We start from the raw sequence: 22,414 nt of genomic DNA on the forward strand, positions 1-22,414 counted from the left end.
TTGTCGCCCATTTCTATAGTATCGCTCTTTGAACCACCACTAATTCCCCTGAAGCTTCTCTGTCAGCTAAACCATGCGGAAAAGAGTATTCAAAACCAGAAAATCAGCCCCCGGAGTCAGTAAATCCGGTATACTCAGGTTCGGTACTTTAAGGTGGAGTTTTGTAATGCGTGTATGTGGTGTAGAACTGGCGGGAAATGATGCAAACATTGCCCTGTTGAATCTTGAGAACGATATGTTCAGGCTCCCTGATTGCCGCACTCGTAAATTGAGCCTGCAAAAGGCCGCGACTGCCCATGAGCTTAAGTACTTTCAGAAATCCTTCGCTCAGTTGGTGCAGGATTACAAAATCGAAATAATCGTTATCCGCCAGCGTCCGATGAAGGGCAAGTTTGCCGGTGGCGCTATTGGCTTCAAATTGGAGGCGGCGCTGGAATTACTAAGCGGGGTGCAAGTTATCATAATGCCGCCGACCGAAATTAAAGCAGCATTAAAAGATAGCCAGATGTACGTAGAGTTTAGCGAGACGGGTTTAAAAGGATTCCAGAAGTCAGCATTTGAAACTGCTCTGGCCTACATGAGTCAACACCTGTAGTTTTCCCGCAAGGTCATTTTGCTGAGTATCTCTCCCTTGTGCCAAACCCGCCTTGCTGATATACCTGTTTCATTCAATTGCATCTTGCAAATAGCTGGCGAAGGAAACGCTGCTTGACTGACAACATCACCTATTATTCGAAGCATGCTGAGCGTTTGACTGCGCAGTACAACAGTGTGTCTTTCGAACAGGTGCATGAGGACTGGCTGGATGAAATACCGCAACAAGGCTTTGCGCTGGATATTGGTGCCGGTTCCGGTCGTGATGCGCGCTATCTGGCGTCCAGAGGGTTAAGTGTGGTTGCTGTTGAGCCAGCCGGCGGCATTCGCGAGCGGGCGCAACACTATGCCGTAAATCAACCTGTTCACTGGCTGGATGACAGTCTGCCGGAACTCAAAAAAGTGTTTAACCTGTCTGCCCGGTTCGATCTTATCTTACTCAGCGCGGCCTGGATGCACATTGTGCCTTCTGAGCGGGAGCGCTGCCTGCGCAAAGTCAGTGGCCTGCTAAAAGCCAATGGCAAAATTGTTATCTCTCTTCGCCATGGTGGCGCAGTTGATGACGGGCGCACTATGTATCCGGTTTCCGCAGATGAGCTGTCAGCGCTGGCAAAGCGGTTTGGATTAACCTTCAGGCTGCTAAGCAAAAAGGCAAAACTTGATGAGCTTGGACGTAGCGACGTAACATGGGAAACCGTGGTGCTTTCGTTACCGGACGACGGCTCCGGTGCATTTCCGTTACTTCGAAATATCATCGTAAACGACAGTAAGTCGTCGACATACAAAGTCGCCTTACTCAGAACCCTGCTCAGAATAGCCGAAGGCCACCCCGGAGCGGTTATCGACCGTACCGACGGGTATGTTGTATTACCGGCGGGACTGGTGGCGTTGTACTGGATCCGTTTATTTAAGCCTCTCCTCGATCATTTTAATCTCCCGCAGAACAGCGACCCGGCTAAAAAGCCCGGATTCCTGAAAGAAGATGGCTGGGAAAAACTGGCTTCTTTTTCCGGCAATGATTTGTATGTCGGGGCGAACTTCTCAGACCCTCTGAGTGCCCGTGCTGTTCATCGCACAATAAAAGATGTGGCCACCGTTATCAGAGATATGCCGGCCAGATACATCACGCTTCCCGGCACAAAAGACAGTGTGTTTGATGTCACTCTTAACCATCCCCGTGTTAAGGACTGCCTGTCACTCGACGGGGCTTATTTTGCATCTGTAGGTAAATTCTATGTGCCTGAACACATCTGGGATTCCCTTTCACGGTTCAGCGTTTGGATAGAACCGTCGCTGGTGAATGAGTGGGTAGCGCTGATGGAAAGCTACATGACCAGACAAAACCGCACGGTCTCTAAAGGGGATTTACTCCGTGCACTGAGCTGGGAAGATCCTGTCAGAACAACAGCCAGAGTAAGGGGCCGCGTGGACAGCTTGCTGACGCAGGAAGAAGTGAAATGCTGCTGGTCCAGCAAGGCTATCAGGATAAACAGCTACGCCGTTGATCACGCAATGCCATTTTCACGTTGGCCTAATAACGATCTTTGGAATCTTTTACCGGCACAATCAAAGATAAATGCTGAAAAATCCGATAAGTTACCGACGAGTTTGCGGATGATGAATAGCCGGCATGTCATTACCGGATGGTGGGAGCAGGCGTGGCAGGATCAGGCTGATGAGTTTTTTATTCAGGCTAACCTGTCTCTGCCTAATTTAAGTGCCGCAAACCGTAGTTTCTCAGACGTATTCGAAGCCATGGTGATGCAACGGGACAGAATTAAAGATTTTCAGCAACTAAAAGAATGGTAGTGCGGCGCAGCGTTAAGTCCTATAGTAAGTTTAGTGAAACTGCCCGAACCATGCGCCAAAGAGGGAACGATGAACGCATTCAAACACCTGTTACTACTGACAACTCTGATGCTTACTACACTTACTCAGGCTGCTGAGAACGGTAACTTTGAAAAGCTGCCGCCGCTGAAGAACTTTCAGGTAAATACTGAAAATATGGTGAGTTCCGGACTGCCGTCAAAGCCTCATTTTGATGTGTTCAAAGCGCAGGGGGTTACCACTGTGATTGACCTGATCCCCGGTGACAGAAGTGAGGAACGGGAAATTGTTCTGGATACCGGCCTGGCGTACGAGAATGTGCAGGTGGTGTGGGATAACCCGACGCTGGAAAATTTTCAGGAGTACGTGGGCTATATGCAGCAGGCACAGAGCCGGGAAGGAACAACGCTGACCCATTGTAAACTGAACTGGCGTGGCGCTGTGTTTACCTATTTGTACCGCGTCACTCAGCTGGGCGAGCCTGAAGCTGAGGCGAAGGCAGACCTGGATGCCATCTGGCAACCTAACGAAACCTGGCAGGCTTTCATCGACACCGTTAAAGCGCATTATCAGGTAAGCTGAATGCCGGGGCGCATTTCATCAAATGCGCCTTTCACTTCGACCCTTTTTTTATGGCACTCTAAAACCGTCCCTAATCTGCCCGTAAGCCCGGTTTTCTTATCGGGACCGCGCTGTAGTCTGAGTCTTTTACCTTACCGGACTACCTGAATGACATATCCCGCCTGTGCTTTTCTGTTCATGATTATCACTGTCTTCTCTGCTGCTGCGCTGGCAAATAAGCCTGTTGATGAGGAAAAGTTGCCTTTGCAACTCGCTTCACAGTACTCAGATTCGATTGATATTCAAAATTACCTGATAAGTGAAAAGCTGGATGGCGTCCGGGCCCGGTGGACGGGTACAGAACTGAAAACACGAAACGGCAATAAAATACATGCGCCTGAATGGTTTACTGCGAACTGGCCGGCACAGGCGCTGGACGGGGAGTTGTGGACGAAGCGTGATGATTTTCAGCGTATTGCATCGGTAGTACTACGGGATACGCCGGATGAACGGTGGCAGGAAGTCAGCATGATGGTGTTCGACTTGCCGGGGTCCGCAAAGCCCTTTGCTGAGCGGGTAAAACTAATCAATAAGCTGGTGGCCAGCACAAACAGTACTGCGCTTAAAGCTGTGCCTCAGGAGCAGATGGCTACTGCAGCAACTTTGGAACAAAGGCTGGATGAGGTCGTTAATGCGGGCGGTGAAGGGCTTATGCTGCATCACAGGCAGGCCCTGTATAAGGACGGTCGCAGTGAGCTGCTGCTGAAACTAAAACGTCACGAAGATGATGAAGCAGAAGTGATTGGCTATGTGTCAGGGAAAGGCAAATATGCAGGACTGACCGGCTCGCTCATTGTACAAAGCCGGAATGGCCTCACTTTTAAAGTAGGCAGTGGCCTGAGCGATGCCGATCGCGCCAGTCCGCCACCGGTGGGCAGTTGGATAACGTATAAATTTTACGGCAGAACACAAAAAGGTCTGCCCAGGTTTGCCAGTTTTATGCGGGTGAGGCCGGACAAGGATATGGGAAATCATCAGTAAAGAGAGTCACATCTCTGCCGGCTTCTCTTTGCTCACTTTTGCCCGGCTAACCGGTACACTTTCACTGACGAAGAGTCCCGCACTGCATCAAACCGCACCAGTGCAGCATGGGCGTGTTCTTTCATTAAGGCTTCTGCACGCGCTCCCTGACGGTTTAGCAAGGCATCAACAACGGCATAGTGCTGCTGGTGTGCGTAAAGCAGGCGCCGGTATTCCCTGGCGCTGTCTTTCGGGTCAAATACCATGGCGCTGACCGAGGCCATGGGTAAAAATTCGTTGGGCTGCAATGCCGCCGCAATGGCAGGATTGCAACTGGCTTCAAGGATCACCGAATGGAAGGTGTTGTTCATTTCTACATAACGCTGGACATCATCATCGGTGAGTTCGCCGTCAGCAAAAATTTCATCGCCCTCATGCAGGCATTCTGCTAACTGTGCCTGATGCGCTTCGCTCAGACCTTTCTCTGCCGCCAGCCGCGCGGCTAATCCTTCCAGCACACCACGCACTTCCACAGAACCGTTTATGTCTTCCTGATTAAGATGACGTACCTGATAACCACGTCGCGGGAGTTTGGTAAGCAGTCCTTCCTGCGCTAACTGTCTGAATGCAATACGTACCGGAGTGCGTGAAACACCAAGTGCCTCTGCGGTGGGGATTTCCGCCAGTCGCTCACCCGGAGCAAAATCACCGGAAAGGATTTTGTTTCTCAGAATACTGATAACAGCGTGTTTACCTGTAACCAAAATGAACCTGTTGTTAATGCTGTACAAACTGAGACAAGCATACACGCCCCCGTGTAAAACATCATGTACTCCGTGAGACAACGCGCATTTCTTTCTTTGGATCCATTCTTGTTTGCGAAACCGGATTAACACTATTTTTTAGTCCGAATAATGATCTATTGGATCCAATATTAAAGTTAGTGTAGGGTTAATGCCGTTACTTTACTTTAACATTGGATCCAATTTCAGGGTGTTCCTATGACGACGTTTATGAAAAATACCTGGTATGTGGCTGCAGCAGCTGACGAGGTCAATACCACTGCGCCACTTGGCAGAACCGTATGCAATATCGACATTGCTTTTTATCGTGATGAAACAGGGGCAATTCAGGCCGTTGAAGATTTCTGTCCTCACCGGGGAGCGCCCTTGTCGCTGGGTTACGTGGAAGAGGGCAAGCTGGTATGCGGTTATCACGGTTTGCAAATGGACAAAACCGGTAAAACCCATTCTATGCCTAATCAGAGAACGGAGCGTTTTCCCTGCATCCGCGCTATTCCTGTTGAGGAAAAGTATGGCTATATCTGGATATGGCCCGGCGACAAAGAAAAAGCCTGTGTGTCTGACATTCCTCATCTCGAGTGGGCAGAAAGTCCTGAGTGGGCGTACGGCGGCGGGCTGTATGAAATCGCCTGTGATTACCGGCTGATGATAGACAACCTCATGGATTTAACGCACGAAACTTACGTGCATGCCACCAGTATCGGACAAAAGGAAATTGATGAAACACCGGTAAAAACCACTATGGAAGGTAAGCAGGTGGTCACCAGCCGGTTTATGGAAAATATCATGCCTCCGCCATTCTGGCAGGCAGCGATGGAGATGAACGGGCTGGATAAGAATGCGCCGGTAGACCGCTGGCAAATTTGCCGCTTCGACTTACCCAGTCATGTGATGATTGAAGTGGGCGTAGCTCTGGCCGGTAATGGCGGGTATCACGCACCCGACGAGGTGAAAGCCAGCAGTATCGTGGTGGATTTCATCACGCCGGCGACCGACACCTCTATTCTGTACTTCTGGGGCATGGCCAGAAAATTTAAACCGCAGGATCCGGCGCTGACCGATAAAATTCGCGAGGGGCAGGGTAAAATTTTTGCCGAAGATCAAGAAATGCTGGAACGTCAGCAACGGAATCTCAGCCGCTATCCTGAACGCCATTTACTGAAACTGGATATCGACGCTGGCGGTGTGCAGGCAAGACGCATGATCACAAAAGCCATCAAGCTTGAATCGGAGTCTTCTGTTGCGGAGCAAGTGGCATGATTAAGGCTACGGTCGTCTCTAAAATCTTACTCAATGACTCGGTATGTCAGTTAAAGCTGGTGGCTGAAAATGGCCTCCGGTTGCCTGAGTGGCAAGCCGGTGCGCACATTGATGTGCAGTTGCCGGGTGATTTCACCCGTCAGTATTCTCTGTGCGGTCAGCCGCAAGATAATCATTACACCATCGCCGTACTAAAAGATAAACAAAGCCGTGGCGGCTCTGTGAGCGTGCACGAAACAGTGCAGAAAGGCGACACGCTGATCATCAGTGAGCCCCGTAATCACTTTGCCCTCGATAACAGCGATGCGCCCTGCTACCTGTTTGCTGCGGGTATTGGTATTACGCCCATTGTGACCATGGCTGAAGCCTGTCAGAAAGCAGGGCGGTCGTTCCGTGTTTTCTATGCAGTTGCTGACGACAAACGGGCCGTGTATGCAGACCGGCTCGGACCGGCATCCTGTGTGCACGTTATCAGTAAGGCTGCATTCGTCGGTAAGCGGGTTGATCTGAACAGTTGTTTTTATGGTGCGCCTGATAAAGCACAGGTGTATGTGTGCGGGCCGGGCGCGTTTATACAAGATGTACTCAGTGCGGCAAAGAACGCCGGGTTATCGCCTTCACAACTGCACCGCGAGTTTTTCACCGCAGCAGAAACAGATACCTCATCAGATGAAGCATTTGAAATTGAACTCAAATCCAGTGGTGACATTTTCACCGTGAATAAAGACAGCACAATCCTCTCGGTACTGGAAGAAAATGACGTGTTTGTGCCGGTTTCCTGTGAAGAAGGGGTGTGCGGCACCTGTGTCACCGGCTTGCTGGATGGCGAAGCTGAGCACCGCGATGTTTTTCTCACCGACGAAGAAAAACAACAGATGAGACTGATCACCCCTTGCTGTTCGAGGGCCAGAAGCGGACGCTTAGTGCTGGATCTGTAGAATGCTGAAAAACTCAATCGTGAATGTGCGTCAGTATATTCACGATTTTAAGCGTTTCTTCTTTAAGTTACCCGACCCACTCCTACGTTCGTCGAATATGGTATCGCAGCCTTTCCATATACTCTGAGCATACAGAGTCTCTCATCGTAATATGTACAAACACATACACTTGACTGACGATTCTTTTCAGAAAATATAAATACTGTAAAAAGAAACGTAAAAATATGAACAGGGCAATTGAAAAGTGTGTCTTTTGTTTGCGTTTGATGGTGTTTTCTCTTTTAAACTCTTTTGAACTCATATTTGTGATCCGTTACAAAGCAGAACACAGACATAAAAATTTAAGATATTTTATAAACAGGAGGTTTTCATCACTATGGCTATCACAGCAGTTTTGCCATTATGTATACAGGGAAGTTACGGTGTTGATGATCTGGGCCGTACGGAAATTTTATTTGCTACGTTCAGCGCGTTTAATGCCGCTGAGGTTTTCAGTGAGTTTCTGATTGTCTGTCCACCGGATGAAGTGGATATTATTCGCCGTCGCACTGCGAAGTGGTCAGAATTTTCTATCCGCGTGATGTCTGAAGAAGCGCTAATTCCGGAATTTGAAAAGCACCGTCATGTCCGCGGCTGGCGTAAGCAGCAAATCGTCAAGCTGGCAGCACCGAGAGCGATAACCACGCCTTATTATCTGACACTGGATGCCGACGCAATTTGCCTGCGTCCGTTAACCGAATCGCTTTTATTACCCGGCGGCAAAGCGCTTATCCAGTACGAGCAGCGGGCGCAGCATCCCAAATGGTGGAAGTCCTCCGCCCGCATCTTAAAAATGTCCGGCGATGTGGGCAATCCTGAGCTGGGCATGACAGTAACTCCGGCGCTGATGGCCAGTGACATCAGCGAAGCTACCGGCGAAGAAATTGCCGCTAACCTGCGTGGTAAGGGGTCTTGGGTGGATAAATTATGCGGTCTGCATAATCCTAAATCGCCAACGAACTGGACCCTCTACCGGCATCGCCGTGGCAGATGGACCGAATATTCTCTGTATTATCTGACGGCGCACAAGCGCAATATGTTGGAGCAATACCACGTGGATGCCTGCACAGCTGAAAATCCTCAGGCGCTGCTTATTCACGATTCACACCCTTTTGAAGCCTGGCAGGCAGAGCAAAGCTTCGCCCCGAACGGACACGGTTTATTTTGTGTTGTAAACAGCAGTATGCGGTTTGACAATAATCTTGTATGGGACAAAATAGCGCCTTTCATCCCGGGTCCTGAGAGGAAGCTTCATGCCAGCTAAACGGCAGTTATCCTGTTTTGTTATTGCCAAAAATGAAGGCGACAGAATTGAGCGTTGCCTGAAATCACTGCATGGCTGGGTCGATCAACTCATTGTGCTGGACTCAGGAAGTACGGATGATACCGTCGGTATCGCCAAAAAGTATGCAGACGAGGTCATCGAAACAGACTGGCCGGGTTACGGTGTACAACGAAACCGTGCCCTCACTTACTGTAAACATGACTGGGTACTGAACATCGATGCCGATGAAGAAGTCACGCCTGCTCTCAGAGATGAAATTGTGGCGGTGTTGTCCTCAGAGCACCTGTCTGCAAATTTCATAAAATGCCCCTGGCACACTGTCTTTTTGGGCTCTGTGCTGAAGCACGGACGTTACAGCACGCCGCAGGGTAAATTGTTCCTAAAGCACGGTGCGAAGTTCAAAGAAGCCAGCGTGCATGAATCGCTGATTCTGGAAAAAGAGCAGGTACTGGTGCTGAAATCGCCTTTATTGCATTACAGCTGGCGTAACTATAAACACGCTATCGATAAGCATGTACAGTACGCGGTATTGTCTGCAAAAGATAAATTTGCCCGTGGTAAAAAGGCGTCGCTGGGTTATGCCTGTCTGCGTTTCTTTACCGATTTTCTGCAACAGTATGTGCTTCGTGGTGGCTTTCTGGATGGCAGAGCCGGATTGATGATGGCCATTATTCTTGCCCAGTACGGGTTTCATAAATACGCCGCACTGTGGGCCATGAACAGAGAAGGAAGTACCGGTGAGTAACCCGTGTCCACTGAGTGTTTATCTGATTACGTTCAATGAAGCTGAAAGGCTGGACGAGGTGCTCTCTGCTGTCAGCTTTGCTGCAGAAATTATAGTGGTGGACTCCGGCAGTACCGATGACACTATCATGATTGCAGAGCGTCACGGGGCCAGAGTGATCCACCGGAACTGGCCCGGCTTTGCTAAACAAAAGGCCTTTGCGATGAGTCAGTGTACTCAGCCCTGGTTACTGAACCTTGATGGTGACGAGGTGCTGAGTGAAGAATCCGCAGCACACATTCAAACGGTAGTTACCGGCGAAAACCCGTCTCACGGTGCGTACCGCCTGCACTTCGAAGATATTTTCTGGGGCAGACCCATGTCGTCGAAAGCGGCAAAGCGCCATATTGTGCGGTTGTTCAGACAGGGCACTGCCCGATACCCGGAAGATCGTATGGTGCATGAAAATGTGAAACTGGAAAAGGGTACCACCACCGGCGATATTAAAGGGCTGGTCATGCACTATGGCTATGGCAGTACCGAACTGCTGATGAATAAACAGAACAGTTATTCATCGCTGAAAGCGCAGCAGAAATTTAACAGCAACAAAAAACCGTCTTTGCTGAAATTGTTGCTGGTTTTCCCGCTGACTTTTTTAAAAACTTACCTGTTCAAACGGCATTTCATGTCCGGCAAGCGGGGACTGACCCACGCGTACATTGAATCGATGTATGCATTTTTAAAAGAAGCGAAGCTGTTCGAGCTGACTGAGCGGAATAAATAGTACTCATAAGGTAGAAATTCAAAGTAACTAAAATCCGGAGTCCCGGACGATCAGGCAATAAAGCCGGACAATTACGTTATCCGCTTCTGGCAGCCTTGTGCTAAAAATAACGTTATAAGCAGCGTTTTTTTTCACCCGGGATCAGGAATATGCTTCACTCTGCAGCCATCGATATTATCAGCGATAAACTCGCTGACCGGATTAGCCGGCATACCGCCGGTCAGTCAAATGTGATCACTGATATTGCCGGGCTCAGTTTTTATCGCAAAGATGCGCCGACGGAGTGTACAACCTGCTTTGTTGAACCAAGTATCGCGCTGGTGGTACAGGGGGAAAAGCGGATGGCGTTGGGTAGTGACATCTTTCATTACAATCGCTACCGCTTTTTAATTACCTCACTGGATTTACCGGCGCAGGCGCAGATTTTAAAAGCAGAGCGTGCTGAGCCATATCTCGGTCTGGCGTTGCGGCTGGATTTTACCACAATGAGCGAACTGCTCATGCAAGCGTCTGCAGATACCAAAACCTTAGCCTCTTCTAACAGCGGTATGTCGGTCGGGAATACTACGCCGGAGTTGCTGGATGCCTGTGACCGGCTGGTTAGTCTGCTGGACGATAAGGCATCGCTTTCAGTGCTGGCTCCGCTAATTAAAAAAGAGATTTACTGGCGGGTTCTGAATTCGGAGCAGGGTGACAGACTCCGTCATATTATTTCAGCAGGAAGCCAGGGCTTAAGGATAGCGAAAGCCATCGACTGGTTGAAAACTCATTTTACGCAATCTTATACCGTGGAAGAGCTGGCGGAACGTGCGCAAATGAGTAAATCCACCTTCCATCATCATTTCAGACAGCTCACCTCTATGAGCCCGCTGCAATATCAGAAAAGCCTTAAACTGATGGAAGCCAGACGTCTTATGATAGGCGAACAAATTGACGCTTCGGACGCTGCATACCGTGTGGGCTATGAAAGTCCTTCCCAGTTTTCCCGTGAGTATTCGCGGTATTTTGGGAACTCTCCGAAGCGGGATGTGGAAGCGCAATGGCGTATGATCGAAGGCGAAAAAAGGACTCTGCAGGCGGGGTGACAGTGAACATCACCGCGCCTTTATTCCTGATATTTCAACCGGTCGATAACCAGTCGCATGGCTGAACTGATCTGCCGGTTGCTGGAAATACACAAATGGTAGCCGTCGAAAGGCGGGCACCAGTCCGCAAGTACACGGCGTAATGCACCGCTTTCTATTTCATTTTCTACTTCCTGTTCAGTGACAAAGGCAATGCCGTGGCCCTCACGTGCCGCATCAATACACATATCGCTTTCACTGAAAATGAACGGGCCTGATACTTTTTTTACGATCTCAATACCGTCCTTTTCAAACTCCCAGTCATAGGCCGGTGCCAGCGCATTAAACCGCAGAGACAGGCAGGCGTGATGGTCCAGTTCGTCGGGATGTTCGGGGACACCATGTTTTCGGAAGTAGTCAGGCGTAGCGACTGCTGCCAGTGATACAGGGGGGCCAATTTTTATCGCAATCATGTCGGGGCTGACAAATTCACGCAGCCTGACACCGGCATCAAAACGTTCCGCAGCAAGGTCATTCAGACGGCTGTCGAGGTTCAGTTCAATATTCACTTCGGGGTAATCCCGAACAATACCAGATATCTTCGGCCACAAAAGAAAACGGGCCGCAGGTTTACTGGCTGAAATCCGCACTGTTCCTTTGGGCGCATCGCCAAGCATCCGCAGCTCTTCTATTCTGGCAGTGATCTGGCTGATACCGGGTTTCAGTGCAGCCAGCAACTTCTCGCCGGCATCAGTTACCGACACTTTTCGTGAGGTTCTGTGCAACAGCCGGATCCCCACCGAAGCCTCCAGTCTTCTCACCGCGTGGCTTACTGCCGACTGTGATACGCCCAGTGTTACAGCTGCGCGGGTAAAACTCTTTTCCTCTGCGACCACCATAAAAAGTGACAAATCGCCCAGTTCGTCTCTGATCATCACATTATCTCTTTCGCTAATCTGCCTGCCAGTGTACGCAGTGCCAGCATAAAAAACATCTTCTTTGATGAAATCAATTCATGGTTGAGATGACAGCGAGCCAATTGTTCGCTGTAAATAACGAAAATATAATTAACGTGAATTTTATTGAGCAGGTTGTAATGAATAGAACTCATCAAAACGATAGCAGTAACAAAGCCGGTTACTGGAGTGCAGTGTTCTCAATGACACTGTGTGTTGCCATGCTGATTGCTTCTGAGTTTATGCCCGTCAGTTTGCTCACACCTATTGCAGATGGCCTGGATGCGACCAAAGGGCAGGCCGGTCAGGCAATTTCAGTCAGCGGTTTTTTTGCCGTTGTCGCCAGTCTGTTAACCAGCACTGTAGCAGGAAAACTGAACCGGAAATGGGTATTGCTGGCGATGACAGGGTGTATGCTGCTGTCACTGGTATTCATTGCTCTTGCGCCTGACTTCATCATGTTAATGGTAGCGAGAGCGTTACTTGGAATTTGTGTCGGCGGGTTCTGGTCGCTGGCGACTGCTGTGATCATGCGCCTTGTACCGGCAGACAGTGTATCAAAGGCTTTGGCAATAATGTATTCGGGACAGGCGGTGGCTGCTGCATTCGCTGCTCCTCTTGGCAGCTACCTGGGTGATCTGATTGGTTGGCGCGGTGTCTTTTGGGTACTGGTACCTGTGGTGGCAGTTAATCTGATTTGGCAGATGATTTCACTGCCTTCGATGCCCACAGATAAAAAACAAGGTTTTGGTGAGATGTTCGGATTACTGAAACGGGGCTACTTTGCCCGCGGCATCATTGCCTCTATTTGTGTTTATGCCGGTGCATTTGCCATGTTTACGTATTTGCGGCCCTACATCGAATCTGAAGTGAAAGGGGACGTTCTTCTGCTTACCTTCCTGTTACTCTTACTCGGCGTAGCCGGATTCGCAGGCACCTGGCTTGGCGGCAAATTCGCAAACGATCACGCTGTACGCTTTCTGCAAGGGGTACCGCTGGTGATGAGTGTGGTAACCGCCGGACTTATCGGGTTAAGCGGTTCTGTATTCATGGTAGGTGTGCTGCTGGCTTTATGGGGCATCTGCAACACGGCTATGTCCATCGGCTGGATGACCTGGCTCAGTCAGAATGTGGATGATGCACCTGAAGCGGCGGGCAGTATTATAGTGGCGGCTATTCAGGCGGCGATACTTTTCGGTGCAGCAGCCGGCGGTGTATTACTGGACGGTTTCGGTATCAATGTGACCTTTGCAGGCAGTGTGGTGCTGACGCTGGCATCGTTATGTCTGGTGGGGAGTGGTCGCGGAGTGCTTAAGCCTCAGGCGGAGTGATTACTCCGCCATCAGGTTATGCAGTTTGAACGACACAACAAAACCGCCTTCCGGCGTGCTTTCATTATAAATGTCGCTGGCCAGTGTTACTTTTACCAGGTTGTACACCACACTCAATCCCAGGCCCGCGTTTCCTGCACCCCGTTTAGTGGTGTAGAAAGGCTCAAACACTTTTTTGAGTTCTTCTTCGGTGATCCCCACACCGTCATCGGCAAAAGTAAACTGATACCCGTCGCCGGCGGGGGCAATGGTGATGGTAATTTTGCAATGCTCATGACCCGGGCCTGAGGCGTGGATCATCACATTGGATGTGAGTGCCGTCAGGATCTGAATAAGCACGGCCGGGTAGGTGGTGACGATGATTTTAGGTGGAAATCTTGGAATAAAAGTAATGGTTTTATTCTGAGAATGATGCTCATAGGAGGCGATAAATTCTGTGACCAGTTCTGATACGTTTACCTGCTCCAGCTGGCTGGCTTCTTCAGACTTTTTAACCGCAACTTTCTTAAAGCTGGTCAGCAGCTTCGATGCGCGCTGCATGTTCTTCAGCATACTGGAAGTGATGTCCTGCGAAGTCTCCAGGAACTCTGCGAATTTATCGGTATCAAGCTCGCCGTTGTCAAAGTCCTGTTTGAGTTCGTCAAGCAGTTCCATCAACAGCGTGCAGTTTGCAATATTAACACCCAGGGGCGTGTTGATTTCGTGGGAGACACCGGCAACCAGTCCGCCCACTGCATCCATTTTTTCAGATTCAAACTGCTTTTCCTGATCTGTTTGAGAGGATGAATTTTCAAATGCTTTGTTCATGTACGTCAATTCAGTTTCAGTGCTGAGAACCAAAAAGCAGGGGAGCATATGTCGCCTGCTGTACCTGATAAAATCGTAGTGGCTAAAAAGCAGAACTGCAAAAAAAGTGACGGGTCAGTTGCGGGGGAAAGTGGTACATATTTGCACCACTCAGAGGGGAAACGGGTAGTGGATCTACTGGTAGTCTTCACCGGCTGCAGCCGTAAACGCCATTTCTACCAGCCAGTCCGGATCAGTCAGTTCCACTTTCACACAAGCGCGGCTGGGGGCTGTCCCTTCGTCAAACCATTCGTCCCATACCGCATTGAGGCGGTCTACATTGGCAAAGTCGGTTATATAAATAGTGACAGTAAGAATTCGGGACTTGTCGCTGCCCACCAGTGCCAGCATGGCTTCAGCCTGAGAAAACACGGCTTTTACCTGTGCTTCGATAGTGGTGGCGCTTTCGTCTTCCGGTACTTCAACAAAGTTCGCGATACCGTTAAAAACAGTGACTTCAGACCAGCGTCGGGTGGGATTAATTCGATGTATTTTCATGGCTGTGAGGCTTTCATTGCAAAACGTCTAGTGTGGCATTTTTGCTCCGGTAAATCGACCCGAAGGATCACCGCGCATTAATGAGTTTTACTAATAACGCTGTGTGAGACTTAGTGATTATCGTTTGTGGTGACCGCCGGTATGGTGATGCACGGGGATGTATAAGGAGAAAAGAATGTTATTCAAAACACTGAACAGTGGCGAAACGATGCCGGCTCTGGGTCTGGGCGTGTATCAGGTTGAGGAACCGCGGCTGTGTACCCGCTGCGTGGAAATTGCGCTGGATACCGGTTATCGCATGTTTGACACTGCATCAGCCTATCGCAATGAAAAAGCGGTGGGTGAGGCGGTCAGAACCAGTCATGTTGCCAGGCAGGATATCTTTCTGACAACCAAATTATGGATCTCTGACATGGGGTATGACTCAACCTTAAAAGCAGTAGAAACATCCCTGAACAACCTGGGCACGGACTATCTGGATTTGTATCTTATCCATCAACCTCTCAATGATATTTACGGCTCATGGCGCGCCATGGAAAGGTTGCACAAAGAAGGTGTGCTGAAAAGTATCGGAGTCAGTAATTTTCATTCCGACCGGATTGCTGATTTAATCGCCTTTAACGAGATTAAACCGGCGGTAAATCAAATCGAATATAACCCTTTCTATCAGCGCAAAGCCGAGCTGGAATATCTGAAAACTAAGGGTATTGCGCTGGAGTCATGGGCACCGTTCACTGAAGGGCGGCATAATTTGTTTGAATTGCCAGAGCTTAAGGCCATTGCAGGAAAGTACGGCAAATCCGTGGCTCAGGTAGTGCTGCGCTGGCAACTTCAGGAAGGTGTCATTGTGATCCCGAAATCAGTAACGCCTTCCCGCATTAAAGAAAATTTTGAGGTGTTTGATTTTGAGTTAACTGCAGATGACATCGCACAAATTGAAGCTCTGGACCGTAAACAAAGTTGTTTCTTTTCTCACAGAGATCCGCAAACCATCGAGTTTCTGGCATCTTATAAATAGGCTGGCAAAGTGTTGGTATTAACTAAGCAAACGCGGAATAAGATGTAGAGCAGGTCAGCGATGAAAATGCTTCCGCCACTGAAGAGCTTTGTTTCCCGTAGCGATCTGGCCAGCAAAAACATTTATCCGTTTAATACGAACACCGGCTTCTTCAGCCGTCAGATAAATATAAACACTAAGCGGATACATTTAAAACGTGAATCCGGTTACCACCATTTTTGTTGCGGCAGCGATTCCAGTGTGAATGTTTCGCCAATGTGTGGTGTTGCTACATTCAGGTTCTTGCCTTCGGCGGCCCTGGTGAACCGGATCACAGGCTCGTTCCAGTCATGAAAAGCGAGGTCGAACTTACCCCAGTGGATTGGCATCACGTTCTTCGCTTTAACATCCAGCGATGCCTGCACGGACTCTTCCGGCAACATGTGAATTTCCGGCCAGTAGGGGCTGTAAGCGCCGTCTTCCATAAATGCCATATCGAAAGGACCAAACCGCTTTCCTATTTCGGCAAAATCGGGGCTGTAGCCACCGTCACCACTGAAATATACCGACACTTCGGGTGCCTGAACAACCCACGAACCCCACAGTGTGTCATTGCGTTGTCCGGGCTTGCGGCCGCTGAAATGTTTCGACGGCGTGAATATAAACCGCGTATCATTCAGCATGGCATCACCGAACCAGTCCAGCTCAGTAATTTTACTGTCGTCTATACCCCATTTCAGTAAATGCGCCCGCACAGCAAGGGGGACATAGAAGTGACCTGTTTTACTATCAAGCTCTGCGATGGCTTTGGCATCCAGATGGTCATAGTGGTCATGAGAAATCAGTACCGCGTCGATATACGGAAGACCGTCGATAGTGAGCTTTTTATCCGCCGGATACGGTGTGCCAATCAACCACACAGGAGAAGCGCGGTAAAAAACAGGATCCGTCAGCACAGTCATTGAACCGGTGTTGATAAGAATGGTGGAGTGTCCGAACCAGGTAAACGGAGGTGTTTGCTGTGCAACAAAATCCGGCAATTTCGCCGGCAGCAAGCCGGTAGGGTGCTTACCCGCCGGCGGGAAGATAACCGAATTCAGCCATTTTCCCATGGGAGGCTTCGCGCTGTCGGGATTGTCGGAAACTGGGTGGCGGTTAACAAAAATGTCGTCTTTAAAGTTATCGGAAGCCAGCATCCGCGCCCGGGTTTGTTCATCAGGCTTACCACCAAATACCGGCGACAATGTCACAAATAAAAAACCGCTGACAAACAGCAGTATCACAATGGCCAGCGACCAGACCAGTAATTTCTTCATAACACCCAAAGCAGGTACTCCGGCAACTTACTCACCGTCATTTAGTGCGTTCAAAAATTATCAGCTAAATCGTGGCAGGGACGCAATCTTTCTGCGTTCAAGTCAGTACTATGCCGATTTTCCGGCTGGTAAAGCAAGGCAGGGGTGAAGAGTGACTTGGGTTCATATTTTAAAGGATACCTTCATATGTGGCATTTGGTAAGGCCGGTTGTTATGTGTTGAATATGGGATTTACTCTATGAAAATACCAAATGTTAATATATCTATATTTTTGATGACTGCTATCCATATCTTGGTAGCAACCGTATATGCATGAAATTAATAAATTTTTCATTATGTTTTGCATTGTTGGCCGTAGGGTTTCAAGAAAGTTGTTAACAGAAGGTTGTCAATGTTTATATTTAACGTATATTGGCCTTACCAAATATTTCTGTTTTACCAATTTCAAATGAAAAGAGTTATTTGAGAGAACTTATGAAACCTGCGAGCGAAAAAAATCTATCACCATTAGCCATTTGTATTTCTGCACTCGTATCGGGCGTTTCGATTGATGCCGTGGCCGCCGAGCTTGAAATTATTGAAGTAAAGGCGCAAAAGCGAGCCCAGGCGCAGCAAACTATACCTGTAGCCGTGTCAGTACTAGGAGAAAGCGCCCTTGAAAGACTCGATGTAAAGAACTTTGACGATGTGACCCGGGTCTCTCCATCATTGACGGTAGAGCATGGTGACGATCCTCAATCAAGTAGCATTCGCATGCGGGGCGTCGGCACATCAGCTTATAGCATCGGTGTGGAATCCAGTGTGGCGGTGGTTGTCGATGAAGTGCCGCTGATGATGGCTGCACAAGCTTTTAGTAATCTTACAGATATACAGCAGGTCGAAGTGTTAAGAGGTCCTCAGGGAACCCTGTTTGGTAAGAATGCGTCTGCGGGTGTTGTAAACGTAACCACTAAAGCGCCATCGCCGGATTTCGAAGGCAGGGTGGAAGCAGGCCTGACAAGTGATGATGAGGTCAAAGGCCTGATAACCTTATCCGGCCCTGCTTCAGATACGCTGAGTTATCGGATTAATGGCTATTACAAAGATCGTGACGGCTATCTTAATAACTTAACTACCGGCGAAAAAGAAAACGGTGAGAAGAGCCATGGCTTGCGCGGAAAATTACTCTGGTATGCAACAGATGAGCTAGACGCCACGCTAATTTACGACATCTCACATATCGAAGGTGGAAGTACCCCCACCTGGGTCGATGCAGAAGAAGGGGTTGTTGGTGAAGGCGAGGTGCCGGGAGAAGATAATCGCAACGTCAGACGTGATATACCCAATGAGTTCGAAACAGACCAGTCGCTGGCTGTTCTTAAGCTAAATTATAATATCAATGACGATCTGGTATTTACTTCCGTATCAAGCTTTCAGTCATTTGAACAAGCAGCTATTGCAGATGCCGATTTGACAGACGTTGCGATCGAAGATGCTTTTCCTCCATTTCTGCAAGAGAGATTCAATCCACTGGGGCTGACCGGCCCTCAGGTTGAGCAAAAAGGCTACATTGACGCTGATGCTTTTACCCAGGAACTGCGTCTCACCGGTACATTGTTTGAAAAATTCGAATTCATAACCGGGCTTTTTTATAGCGATCAATCGGTATACCGGGATTTCGATCGAAAGCCTTTGGTGTTCGTGCTTGATAAATGGGATGCGCAAGCGGACTCAGAATCCATCGCTTTGTTCGGGCAGGGGGCTTACGAGATTTCAGAAAGTACTTTTGTTGATGTAGGGCTTCGCTTCAACCATGAAAAAATATCTGTCGACTTCAATGATTATTATGCGAACGGATATGTGTTGAATCCAACCAGTGCTGCTACTTTCAGTGGAAATGATGATCAGGATGCTGTTACCGGTAAGGTCGCACTTCGTCATTTTCTCGAAAATGGCACCATGATATTTGGCTCTGTAAGTACAGGCTATAAAGGTCAGGCTTATGATGTTGCATCCGGGTTTACGCAAAATGACGCGGACAACCCAATTGGGGAAGAAACGTCGGTATCTTACGAACTAGGCATAAAAGGGTTTTCTGATAGCCGGAATTTTAGCTATGAAATCATTGCGTTTATGACAGATTTCGAGGATTACCAGGCACAGGGCGGTCGTAATGACGAAAATGGCGCGCCAGTGTTCACGTTGAATAATGTGGGTGAGCTTCGCACTAAAGGCATAGAAACCGAGTTCTCTTATCAGGCTACTGATGCTTTGCGATTGGATGCTTCCATTGCTTATACCGACGCTGTTATTGAGTCGTTCGTCAATGCGCCCTGTTACGGTGGACAAACTGAAGCTGAAGGCTGCACATTGTCTGCAGATATAGAAGGCCTGAATGTACAGGACTTAAGCGGACATGACCTCAATAACTCTCCCGATTTCAAATACAACCTTGCCGCTTATTGGGAACAGCCTGCTCAGGGATACGAATTCAGCTGGTTTGCGCAGGCAAGTTACCAGTGGCAAGACGATGTAAGCTACGACTTGTACGGCGACCCGTTAAACCGTCAGGAAGCATATGGGATTGCTAACGCCGGCGTTGGCATCGTGGACAACCAGGATCGTTACAAAGTGACCGTATTCGTCAACAACCTTTTTGATGAAAATTATTCTATGGGTTACACAAATTATGATGAGCGTTTTCAGGGCCTGACAGCACTCTCGAAACGTTGGTCGCGGGGAGCTATGCGCTATTTCGGTGTAAACGTGTCTTATCGATTCTGACACTAACATGATTAACAAAAGCAGTATGACAACAATCCATGCTGCTTTTGTCATTTTAAACATATTTAAGGAGAGTTCATGAAGCGTTGTAGCGCACTCTTTTTCATCTTACCCGCGGTTTGTATTCTTATCGCTTGTACTCAGGTTGCTGATTTTAATGCTGACTTACCAAAAAATGTGGAAGTACGAGACCAGCAAACACTGAATAACGACTGGCAGTTTATCTTTGCCGATGAAATTCCAGCGGGTATCCATGCCCCAACATTTAAATGGACTGGCGCAGAGTATGTCTCCGTGCCCCATTCCTGGAACCGCGTAGGCTATTATCTCGATGATCAGTCAGCTCATATTCATAACGCAGGCAATATTAATAATACGCAGGGTAAGGGCCTCTACCGGAAAGTGTTTAATGTACCTGCACAGACTGAAAATAAAAGGCTTTGGCTGGAATTTGATGCAGTAAGTCGTGTGGCAAATGTGTGGGTTAATGGAGAATTTGCCGGTGAACATCGCGGAAGCTTTAATCGTTTTCGCTTTGATATCACTGACCTCATAAACGTAGGCCGACCTAACGTTCTGGTGGTTCAGGCAGACAACAGCAAGCCAACAGCAGATTCAACCACTGCAGATACGTTACCTATTGCCGGAGATTTTTTTGTACATGGGGGAATTTACCGGCCGGTAAGACTTATCACAACGAGTAATATTCATGTTGATATGAAAGACTTTGGTGGTCCTGGCGTTTACGCGACTACCGCGGTTGAGGGCGACAAGGCGGTGGTTAGCATCGAAAGCAGGATCACTAGCAATGAAGGCGAAGCAGAAAACGTAACGCTACTTACTCAATTGACTGACGATACTGGAAAGATAGTAGCAAAAGATGTCCGGGATATTTTGCTTCAGCCGGATGAAACAGAAATAACCGATGTGTCTCTTTCCGTATCTTCACCACAATTATGGCAAGGTATAGATGACCCTTATTTATACACGCTCGCAGTGTCGATATTAGACAACAATGACAATCTCCTCGATACGGTGAAGCAAAATATCGGCTTGCGCACCATTGATATCTCGGCAGATAAAGGATTGACGTTAAATGGTCAATCCCTTGAGCTTCGCGGTGTGGGCTATCATCAGGACAGAGAAGGAAAAGGTTGGGCAGTCTCTGCTGAAGAAATAGAAGAAGATGTGCAATTGCTGATGGATATGGGGGTAAATACTATCCGGCTGGCACATTATCCTCATGGTCAGCCAGTGCACGATTTGGCTGACAAACTTGGCCTGTTGTTGTGGGACGAAATCCCGCTTGTTTCTGCGTGGCGTTACGGCGAGGAACATGAGGCTGTAAATACCGCGTTAGCTGATAACGCCAGTCTGCAACTCACAGAAATGGTTAAGCAGAACTTTAATCACCCCTCTGTAGCGGTATGGGGTATAGCCAACGAAGTTGACTTTGGTGCCGTCGTCCCCGTGTTCGTGCAGAGTAGTCCCGGCTCTAATCCTGATCCGCGACCTATCTTAAATCGCTTGAAAGCGGAAGTAGCGCAGTTGGATCCGACGCGTAACTCGACGTTAGCCAACTGTTGTGCGGGTGTGCCAACATGGGATCAGTCAAAGGTGCCCAACACCTCCGCTATCACCACTACTACGGGCGCAAACCGCTATTTTGGCTGGTACTACGGCGAGCCTGCAGGCCTGGCGGAGAACCTCGACGCCTTGCATAAGCAATATCCGGAGCAGCCGCTGGCTGTCACTGAATACGGCGCAGGCGGAGCGCCTAGCTTCCATTCTGACAATCCTCTGGGAGGGCCGGTAGCGGCAACCGGCAGAAATCAGCCGGAAGAGTATATGAGCTATGTGCATGAGGAGAATTGGCGCGTACTCAGTGCGCGGGATTACCTGTGGGCAAACTGGATTTGGAATGGTTTTGACTTTGCGACAACTACTCGAAGAGAAGGTGACTCACAGGATATTAATACCAAAGGGCTCATCACTTATGATCGCGCCATAAAGAAGGATGCATATTATTTCTACCAGGCGAACTGGTCAGCTCACCCTATGGTTCATATTGCTTCACGGCGCTATATACAGCGGGCTTACCAAACCACCGATATCAAGGTGTACAGTAACGGCAAACAAGTCGAGTTGTTGGTGAATGATCGGGAAGTGAGTGAGGCTCCTGATTGCGATCAGAACACCTGTGTCTGGCGGGATGTGCGGCTAGTGGCTGGACAAAATAAGATTGTAGCGCGGGCAAGTAGTTTCGCTTCCGCACCTTCAGATCGCGTTGAAGACAGTGTGATGTGGCATCTGGATGAATCGCAGATCAACGCATATTACATTGATGCGGGCGCCATTATGTCAGCGGATTCGTCAAAAGCCCATTTCGGCTCGGATGACTTCTTTACCGGAGGAAAAGCAATGTCGCTTGATAAGCCAGGGGGGTGGGGTAGACCATCAGTTAAAGCAGTAATCGGGAATACGCAAGAGCAGGCTTTGCATACAACTTACCGTGCCGGTGAGTTCTCATATCATTTACCGTTGGATAACGGGCAGTATAAGGTCACACTCTCTTTAGTCGCTCCAGACAGTAAAAGCCGCTTTGATGTATTCGCGGAGGGAAGTACTCTGTTTGTGAATATCTCTGGAAAACAAAATGCAGATGGAAGTTTTACCGCGTTTACGGTGGCAGAAAATGTGAATGTGGCAGATGGCAGTCTTGAACTCAGTTTTAAGCCGTCAGTAGGTGACGCTTATGTGTCAGCAATAAGTGTGATGCCCGTTAAGTAAAATAGAATGCGTGTTATT

At 48.7% G+C, this 22,414-nt stretch carries 19 protein-coding genes; 14 read left to right on the plus strand and 5 right to left on the minus strand.

What is annotated here, in order from left to right; all coding sequences use genetic code 11:
- Window positions 1-166: 166 nt before the first annotated feature.
- The 4 genes from DS731_RS00545 (at window position 167) to DS731_RS00560 (ending at window position 4,023) form a co-directional block, all read left to right on the plus strand.
- Complete coding sequence (locus DS731_RS00545) at window positions 167-595, plus strand: DUF3010 family protein (RefSeq protein ID WP_119503238.1); 429 nt, start codon at window positions 167-169, stop codon at window positions 593-595.
- A gap of 113 nt (window positions 596-708) precedes the next feature.
- The gene (locus DS731_RS00550; RefSeq protein WP_119499506.1) at window positions 709-2,403 is read left to right on the plus strand and encodes a methyltransferase domain-containing protein; all 1,695 of its coding nucleotides are present in this window, start codon (window positions 709-711) and stop codon (window positions 2,401-2,403) included.
- Between the two features lie 69 nt (window positions 2,404-2,472).
- Entirely contained in the window at window positions 2,473-3,003 is a 531-nt protein-coding gene (locus tag DS731_RS00555) for a protein tyrosine phosphatase family protein (RefSeq protein ID WP_119499507.1), read from the plus strand.
- 147 nt (window positions 3,004-3,150) lie between these two features.
- Entirely contained in the window at window positions 3,151-4,023 is an 873-nt protein-coding gene (locus DS731_RS00560; RefSeq protein WP_119499508.1) for a DNA ligase, read from the plus strand.
- 32 nt (window positions 4,024-4,055) lie between these two features.
- On the opposite strand, the gene DS731_RS00565 is transcribed toward DS731_RS00560, so the two are convergent.
- On the minus strand, window positions 4,056-4,766 hold the full coding sequence (locus tag DS731_RS00565; RefSeq protein WP_202980689.1) for a GntR family transcriptional regulator: 711 nt from the start codon (window positions 4,764-4,766) through the stop codon (window positions 4,056-4,058).
- A gap of 237 nt (window positions 4,767-5,003) precedes the next feature.
- On the opposite strand from DS731_RS00565, the gene DS731_RS00570 reads away from it, so the two are divergent.
- From DS731_RS00570 to DS731_RS00595, 6 genes are all read left to right on the plus strand, one after another.
- The gene (locus tag DS731_RS00570; protein ID WP_119499509.1) at window positions 5,004-6,065 is read left to right on the plus strand and encodes an aromatic ring-hydroxylating oxygenase subunit alpha; all 1,062 of its coding nucleotides are present in this window, start codon (window positions 5,004-5,006) and stop codon (window positions 6,063-6,065) included.
- The gene (locus DS731_RS00575; RefSeq protein ID WP_119499510.1) at window positions 6,062-7,003 is read left to right on the plus strand and encodes a PDR/VanB family oxidoreductase; all 942 of its coding nucleotides are present in this window, start codon (window positions 6,062-6,064) and stop codon (window positions 7,001-7,003) included. Before DS731_RS00570 ends, DS731_RS00575 begins: the two co-directional genes overlap by 4 nt.
- 376 nt (window positions 7,004-7,379) lie before the next feature.
- On the plus strand, window positions 7,380-8,306 hold the full coding sequence (locus DS731_RS00580) for a DUF6492 family protein (RefSeq protein WP_119499511.1): 927 nt from the start codon (window positions 7,380-7,382) through the stop codon (window positions 8,304-8,306).
- Entirely contained in the window at window positions 8,296-9,072 is a 777-nt protein-coding gene (locus DS731_RS00585) for a glycosyltransferase family 2 protein (protein ID WP_119499512.1), read from the plus strand. The genes DS731_RS00580 and DS731_RS00585 overlap by 11 nt, the downstream gene beginning before the upstream one ends.
- The gene (locus tag DS731_RS00590; RefSeq protein ID WP_119499513.1) at window positions 9,065-9,835 is read left to right on the plus strand and encodes a glycosyltransferase family 2 protein; all 771 of its coding nucleotides are present in this window, start codon (window positions 9,065-9,067) and stop codon (window positions 9,833-9,835) included. The genes DS731_RS00585 and DS731_RS00590 overlap by 8 nt, the downstream gene beginning before the upstream one ends.
- A gap of 149 nt (window positions 9,836-9,984) precedes the next feature.
- On the plus strand, window positions 9,985-10,920 hold the full coding sequence (locus DS731_RS00595; RefSeq protein ID WP_119499514.1) for an AraC family transcriptional regulator: 936 nt from the start codon (window positions 9,985-9,987) through the stop codon (window positions 10,918-10,920).
- A 20-nt stretch (window positions 10,921-10,940) separates the two neighbouring features.
- Here DS731_RS00595 and DS731_RS00600 read toward each other — a convergent pair whose 3' ends face one another.
- A complete protein-coding gene (locus DS731_RS00600) occupies window positions 10,941-11,834 on the minus strand; it encodes a LysR family transcriptional regulator (RefSeq protein WP_232373528.1) in 894 nt (297 codons plus the stop codon).
- Window positions 11,835-11,995: 161 nt separating this feature from the next.
- Here DS731_RS00600 and DS731_RS00605 point away from each other — a divergent pair, with 161 nt between their 5' ends.
- Window positions 11,996-13,186 (plus strand): MFS transporter, encoded by a 1,191-nt coding sequence (locus DS731_RS00605; protein WP_119499515.1) that lies wholly within the window; start codon window positions 11,996-11,998, stop codon window positions 13,184-13,186.
- Here DS731_RS00605 and DS731_RS00610 read toward each other — a convergent pair whose 3' ends face one another.
- Window positions 13,187-13,993, minus strand: a complete 807-nt coding sequence (locus DS731_RS00610; RefSeq protein WP_161599057.1) for a sensor histidine kinase — start codon at window positions 13,991-13,993, stop codon at window positions 13,187-13,189. It lies immediately after the preceding gene.
- Between the two features lie 174 nt (window positions 13,994-14,167).
- Window positions 14,168-14,530 (minus strand): RidA family protein, encoded by a 363-nt coding sequence (locus tag DS731_RS00615; RefSeq protein ID WP_119499517.1) that lies wholly within the window; start codon window positions 14,528-14,530, stop codon window positions 14,168-14,170.
- Window positions 14,531-14,705: 175 nt separating this feature from the next.
- Between DS731_RS00615 and DS731_RS00620 the strand changes: the two genes are divergently transcribed.
- Window positions 14,706-15,548 carry an aldo/keto reductase gene (locus DS731_RS00620; protein ID WP_119499518.1) on the plus strand — a complete coding sequence of 281 codons (843 nt, stop codon included), beginning with the start codon at window positions 14,706-14,708 and terminating at the stop codon, window positions 15,546-15,548.
- A gap of 206 nt (window positions 15,549-15,754) precedes the next feature.
- Here DS731_RS00620 and DS731_RS00625 read toward each other — a convergent pair whose 3' ends face one another.
- The gene (locus DS731_RS00625) at window positions 15,755-16,843 is read right to left on the minus strand and encodes an MBL fold metallo-hydrolase (RefSeq protein ID WP_232373529.1); all 1,089 of its coding nucleotides are present in this window, start codon (window positions 16,841-16,843) and stop codon (window positions 15,755-15,757) included.
- 474 nt (window positions 16,844-17,317) lie between these two features.
- Here DS731_RS00625 and DS731_RS00630 point away from each other — a divergent pair, with 474 nt between their 5' ends.
- Complete coding sequence (locus DS731_RS00630) at window positions 17,318-19,606, plus strand: TonB-dependent receptor (protein ID WP_119499519.1); 2,289 nt, start codon at window positions 17,318-17,320, stop codon at window positions 19,604-19,606.
- 78 nt (window positions 19,607-19,684) lie between these two features.
- The gene (locus DS731_RS00635) at window positions 19,685-22,396 is read left to right on the plus strand and encodes a glycoside hydrolase family 2 TIM barrel-domain containing protein (RefSeq protein ID WP_119499520.1); all 2,712 of its coding nucleotides are present in this window, start codon (window positions 19,685-19,687) and stop codon (window positions 22,394-22,396) included.
- Window positions 22,397-22,414 lie beyond the last annotated feature (18 nt).

The organism is Alteromonas sp. RKMC-009 (assembly GCF_003584565.2).
Classification (GTDB): domain Bacteria; phylum Pseudomonadota; class Gammaproteobacteria; order Enterobacterales; family Alteromonadaceae; genus Alteromonas.

Bases quoted from the DNA above. Each gene is read 5' to 3' on its own strand.
- DS731_RS00610 (WP_161599057.1), bottom strand. From the start codon at position 13,993: ATGAACAAAGCATTTGAAAATTCATCCTCTCAAACAGATCAGGAAAAG.
- DS731_RS00595 (WP_119499514.1), top strand. From the start codon at position 9,985: ATGCTTCACTCTGCAGCCATCGATATTATCAGCGATAAACTCGCTGAC.
- DS731_RS00585 (WP_119499512.1), top strand. From the start codon at position 8,296: ATGCCAGCTAAACGGCAGTTATCCTGTTTTGTTATTGCCAAAAATGAA.
- DS731_RS00580 (WP_119499511.1), top strand. From the start codon at position 7,380: ATGGCTATCACAGCAGTTTTGCCATTATGTATACAGGGAAGTTACGGT.
- DS731_RS00545 (WP_119503238.1), top strand. From the start codon at position 167: ATGCGTGTATGTGGTGTAGAACTGGCGGGAAATGATGCAAACATTGCC.
- DS731_RS00555 (WP_119499507.1), top strand. From the start codon at position 2,473: ATGAACGCATTCAAACACCTGTTACTACTGACAACTCTGATGCTTACT.
- DS731_RS00620 (WP_119499518.1), top strand. From the start codon at position 14,706: ATGTTATTCAAAACACTGAACAGTGGCGAAACGATGCCGGCTCTGGGT.
- DS731_RS00625 (WP_232373529.1), bottom strand. From the start codon at position 16,843: ATGAAGAAATTACTGGTCTGGTCGCTGGCCATTGTGATACTGCTGTTT.
- DS731_RS00615 (WP_119499517.1), bottom strand. From the start codon at position 14,530: ATGAAAATACATCGAATTAATCCCACCCGACGCTGGTCTGAAGTCACT.
- DS731_RS00560 (WP_119499508.1), top strand. From the start codon at position 3,151: ATGACATATCCCGCCTGTGCTTTTCTGTTCATGATTATCACTGTCTTC.
- DS731_RS00635 (WP_119499520.1), top strand. From the start codon at position 19,685: ATGAAGCGTTGTAGCGCACTCTTTTTCATCTTACCCGCGGTTTGTATT.
- DS731_RS00600 (WP_232373528.1), bottom strand. From the start codon at position 11,834: ATGATCAGAGACGAACTGGGCGATTTGTCACTTTTTATGGTGGTCGCA.
- DS731_RS00575 (WP_119499510.1), top strand. From the start codon at position 6,062: ATGATTAAGGCTACGGTCGTCTCTAAAATCTTACTCAATGACTCGGTA.
- DS731_RS00570 (WP_119499509.1), top strand. From the start codon at position 5,004: ATGACGACGTTTATGAAAAATACCTGGTATGTGGCTGCAGCAGCTGAC.
- DS731_RS00630 (WP_119499519.1), top strand. From the start codon at position 17,318: ATGAAACCTGCGAGCGAAAAAAATCTATCACCATTAGCCATTTGTATT.
- DS731_RS00605 (WP_119499515.1), top strand. From the start codon at position 11,996: ATGAATAGAACTCATCAAAACGATAGCAGTAACAAAGCCGGTTACTGG.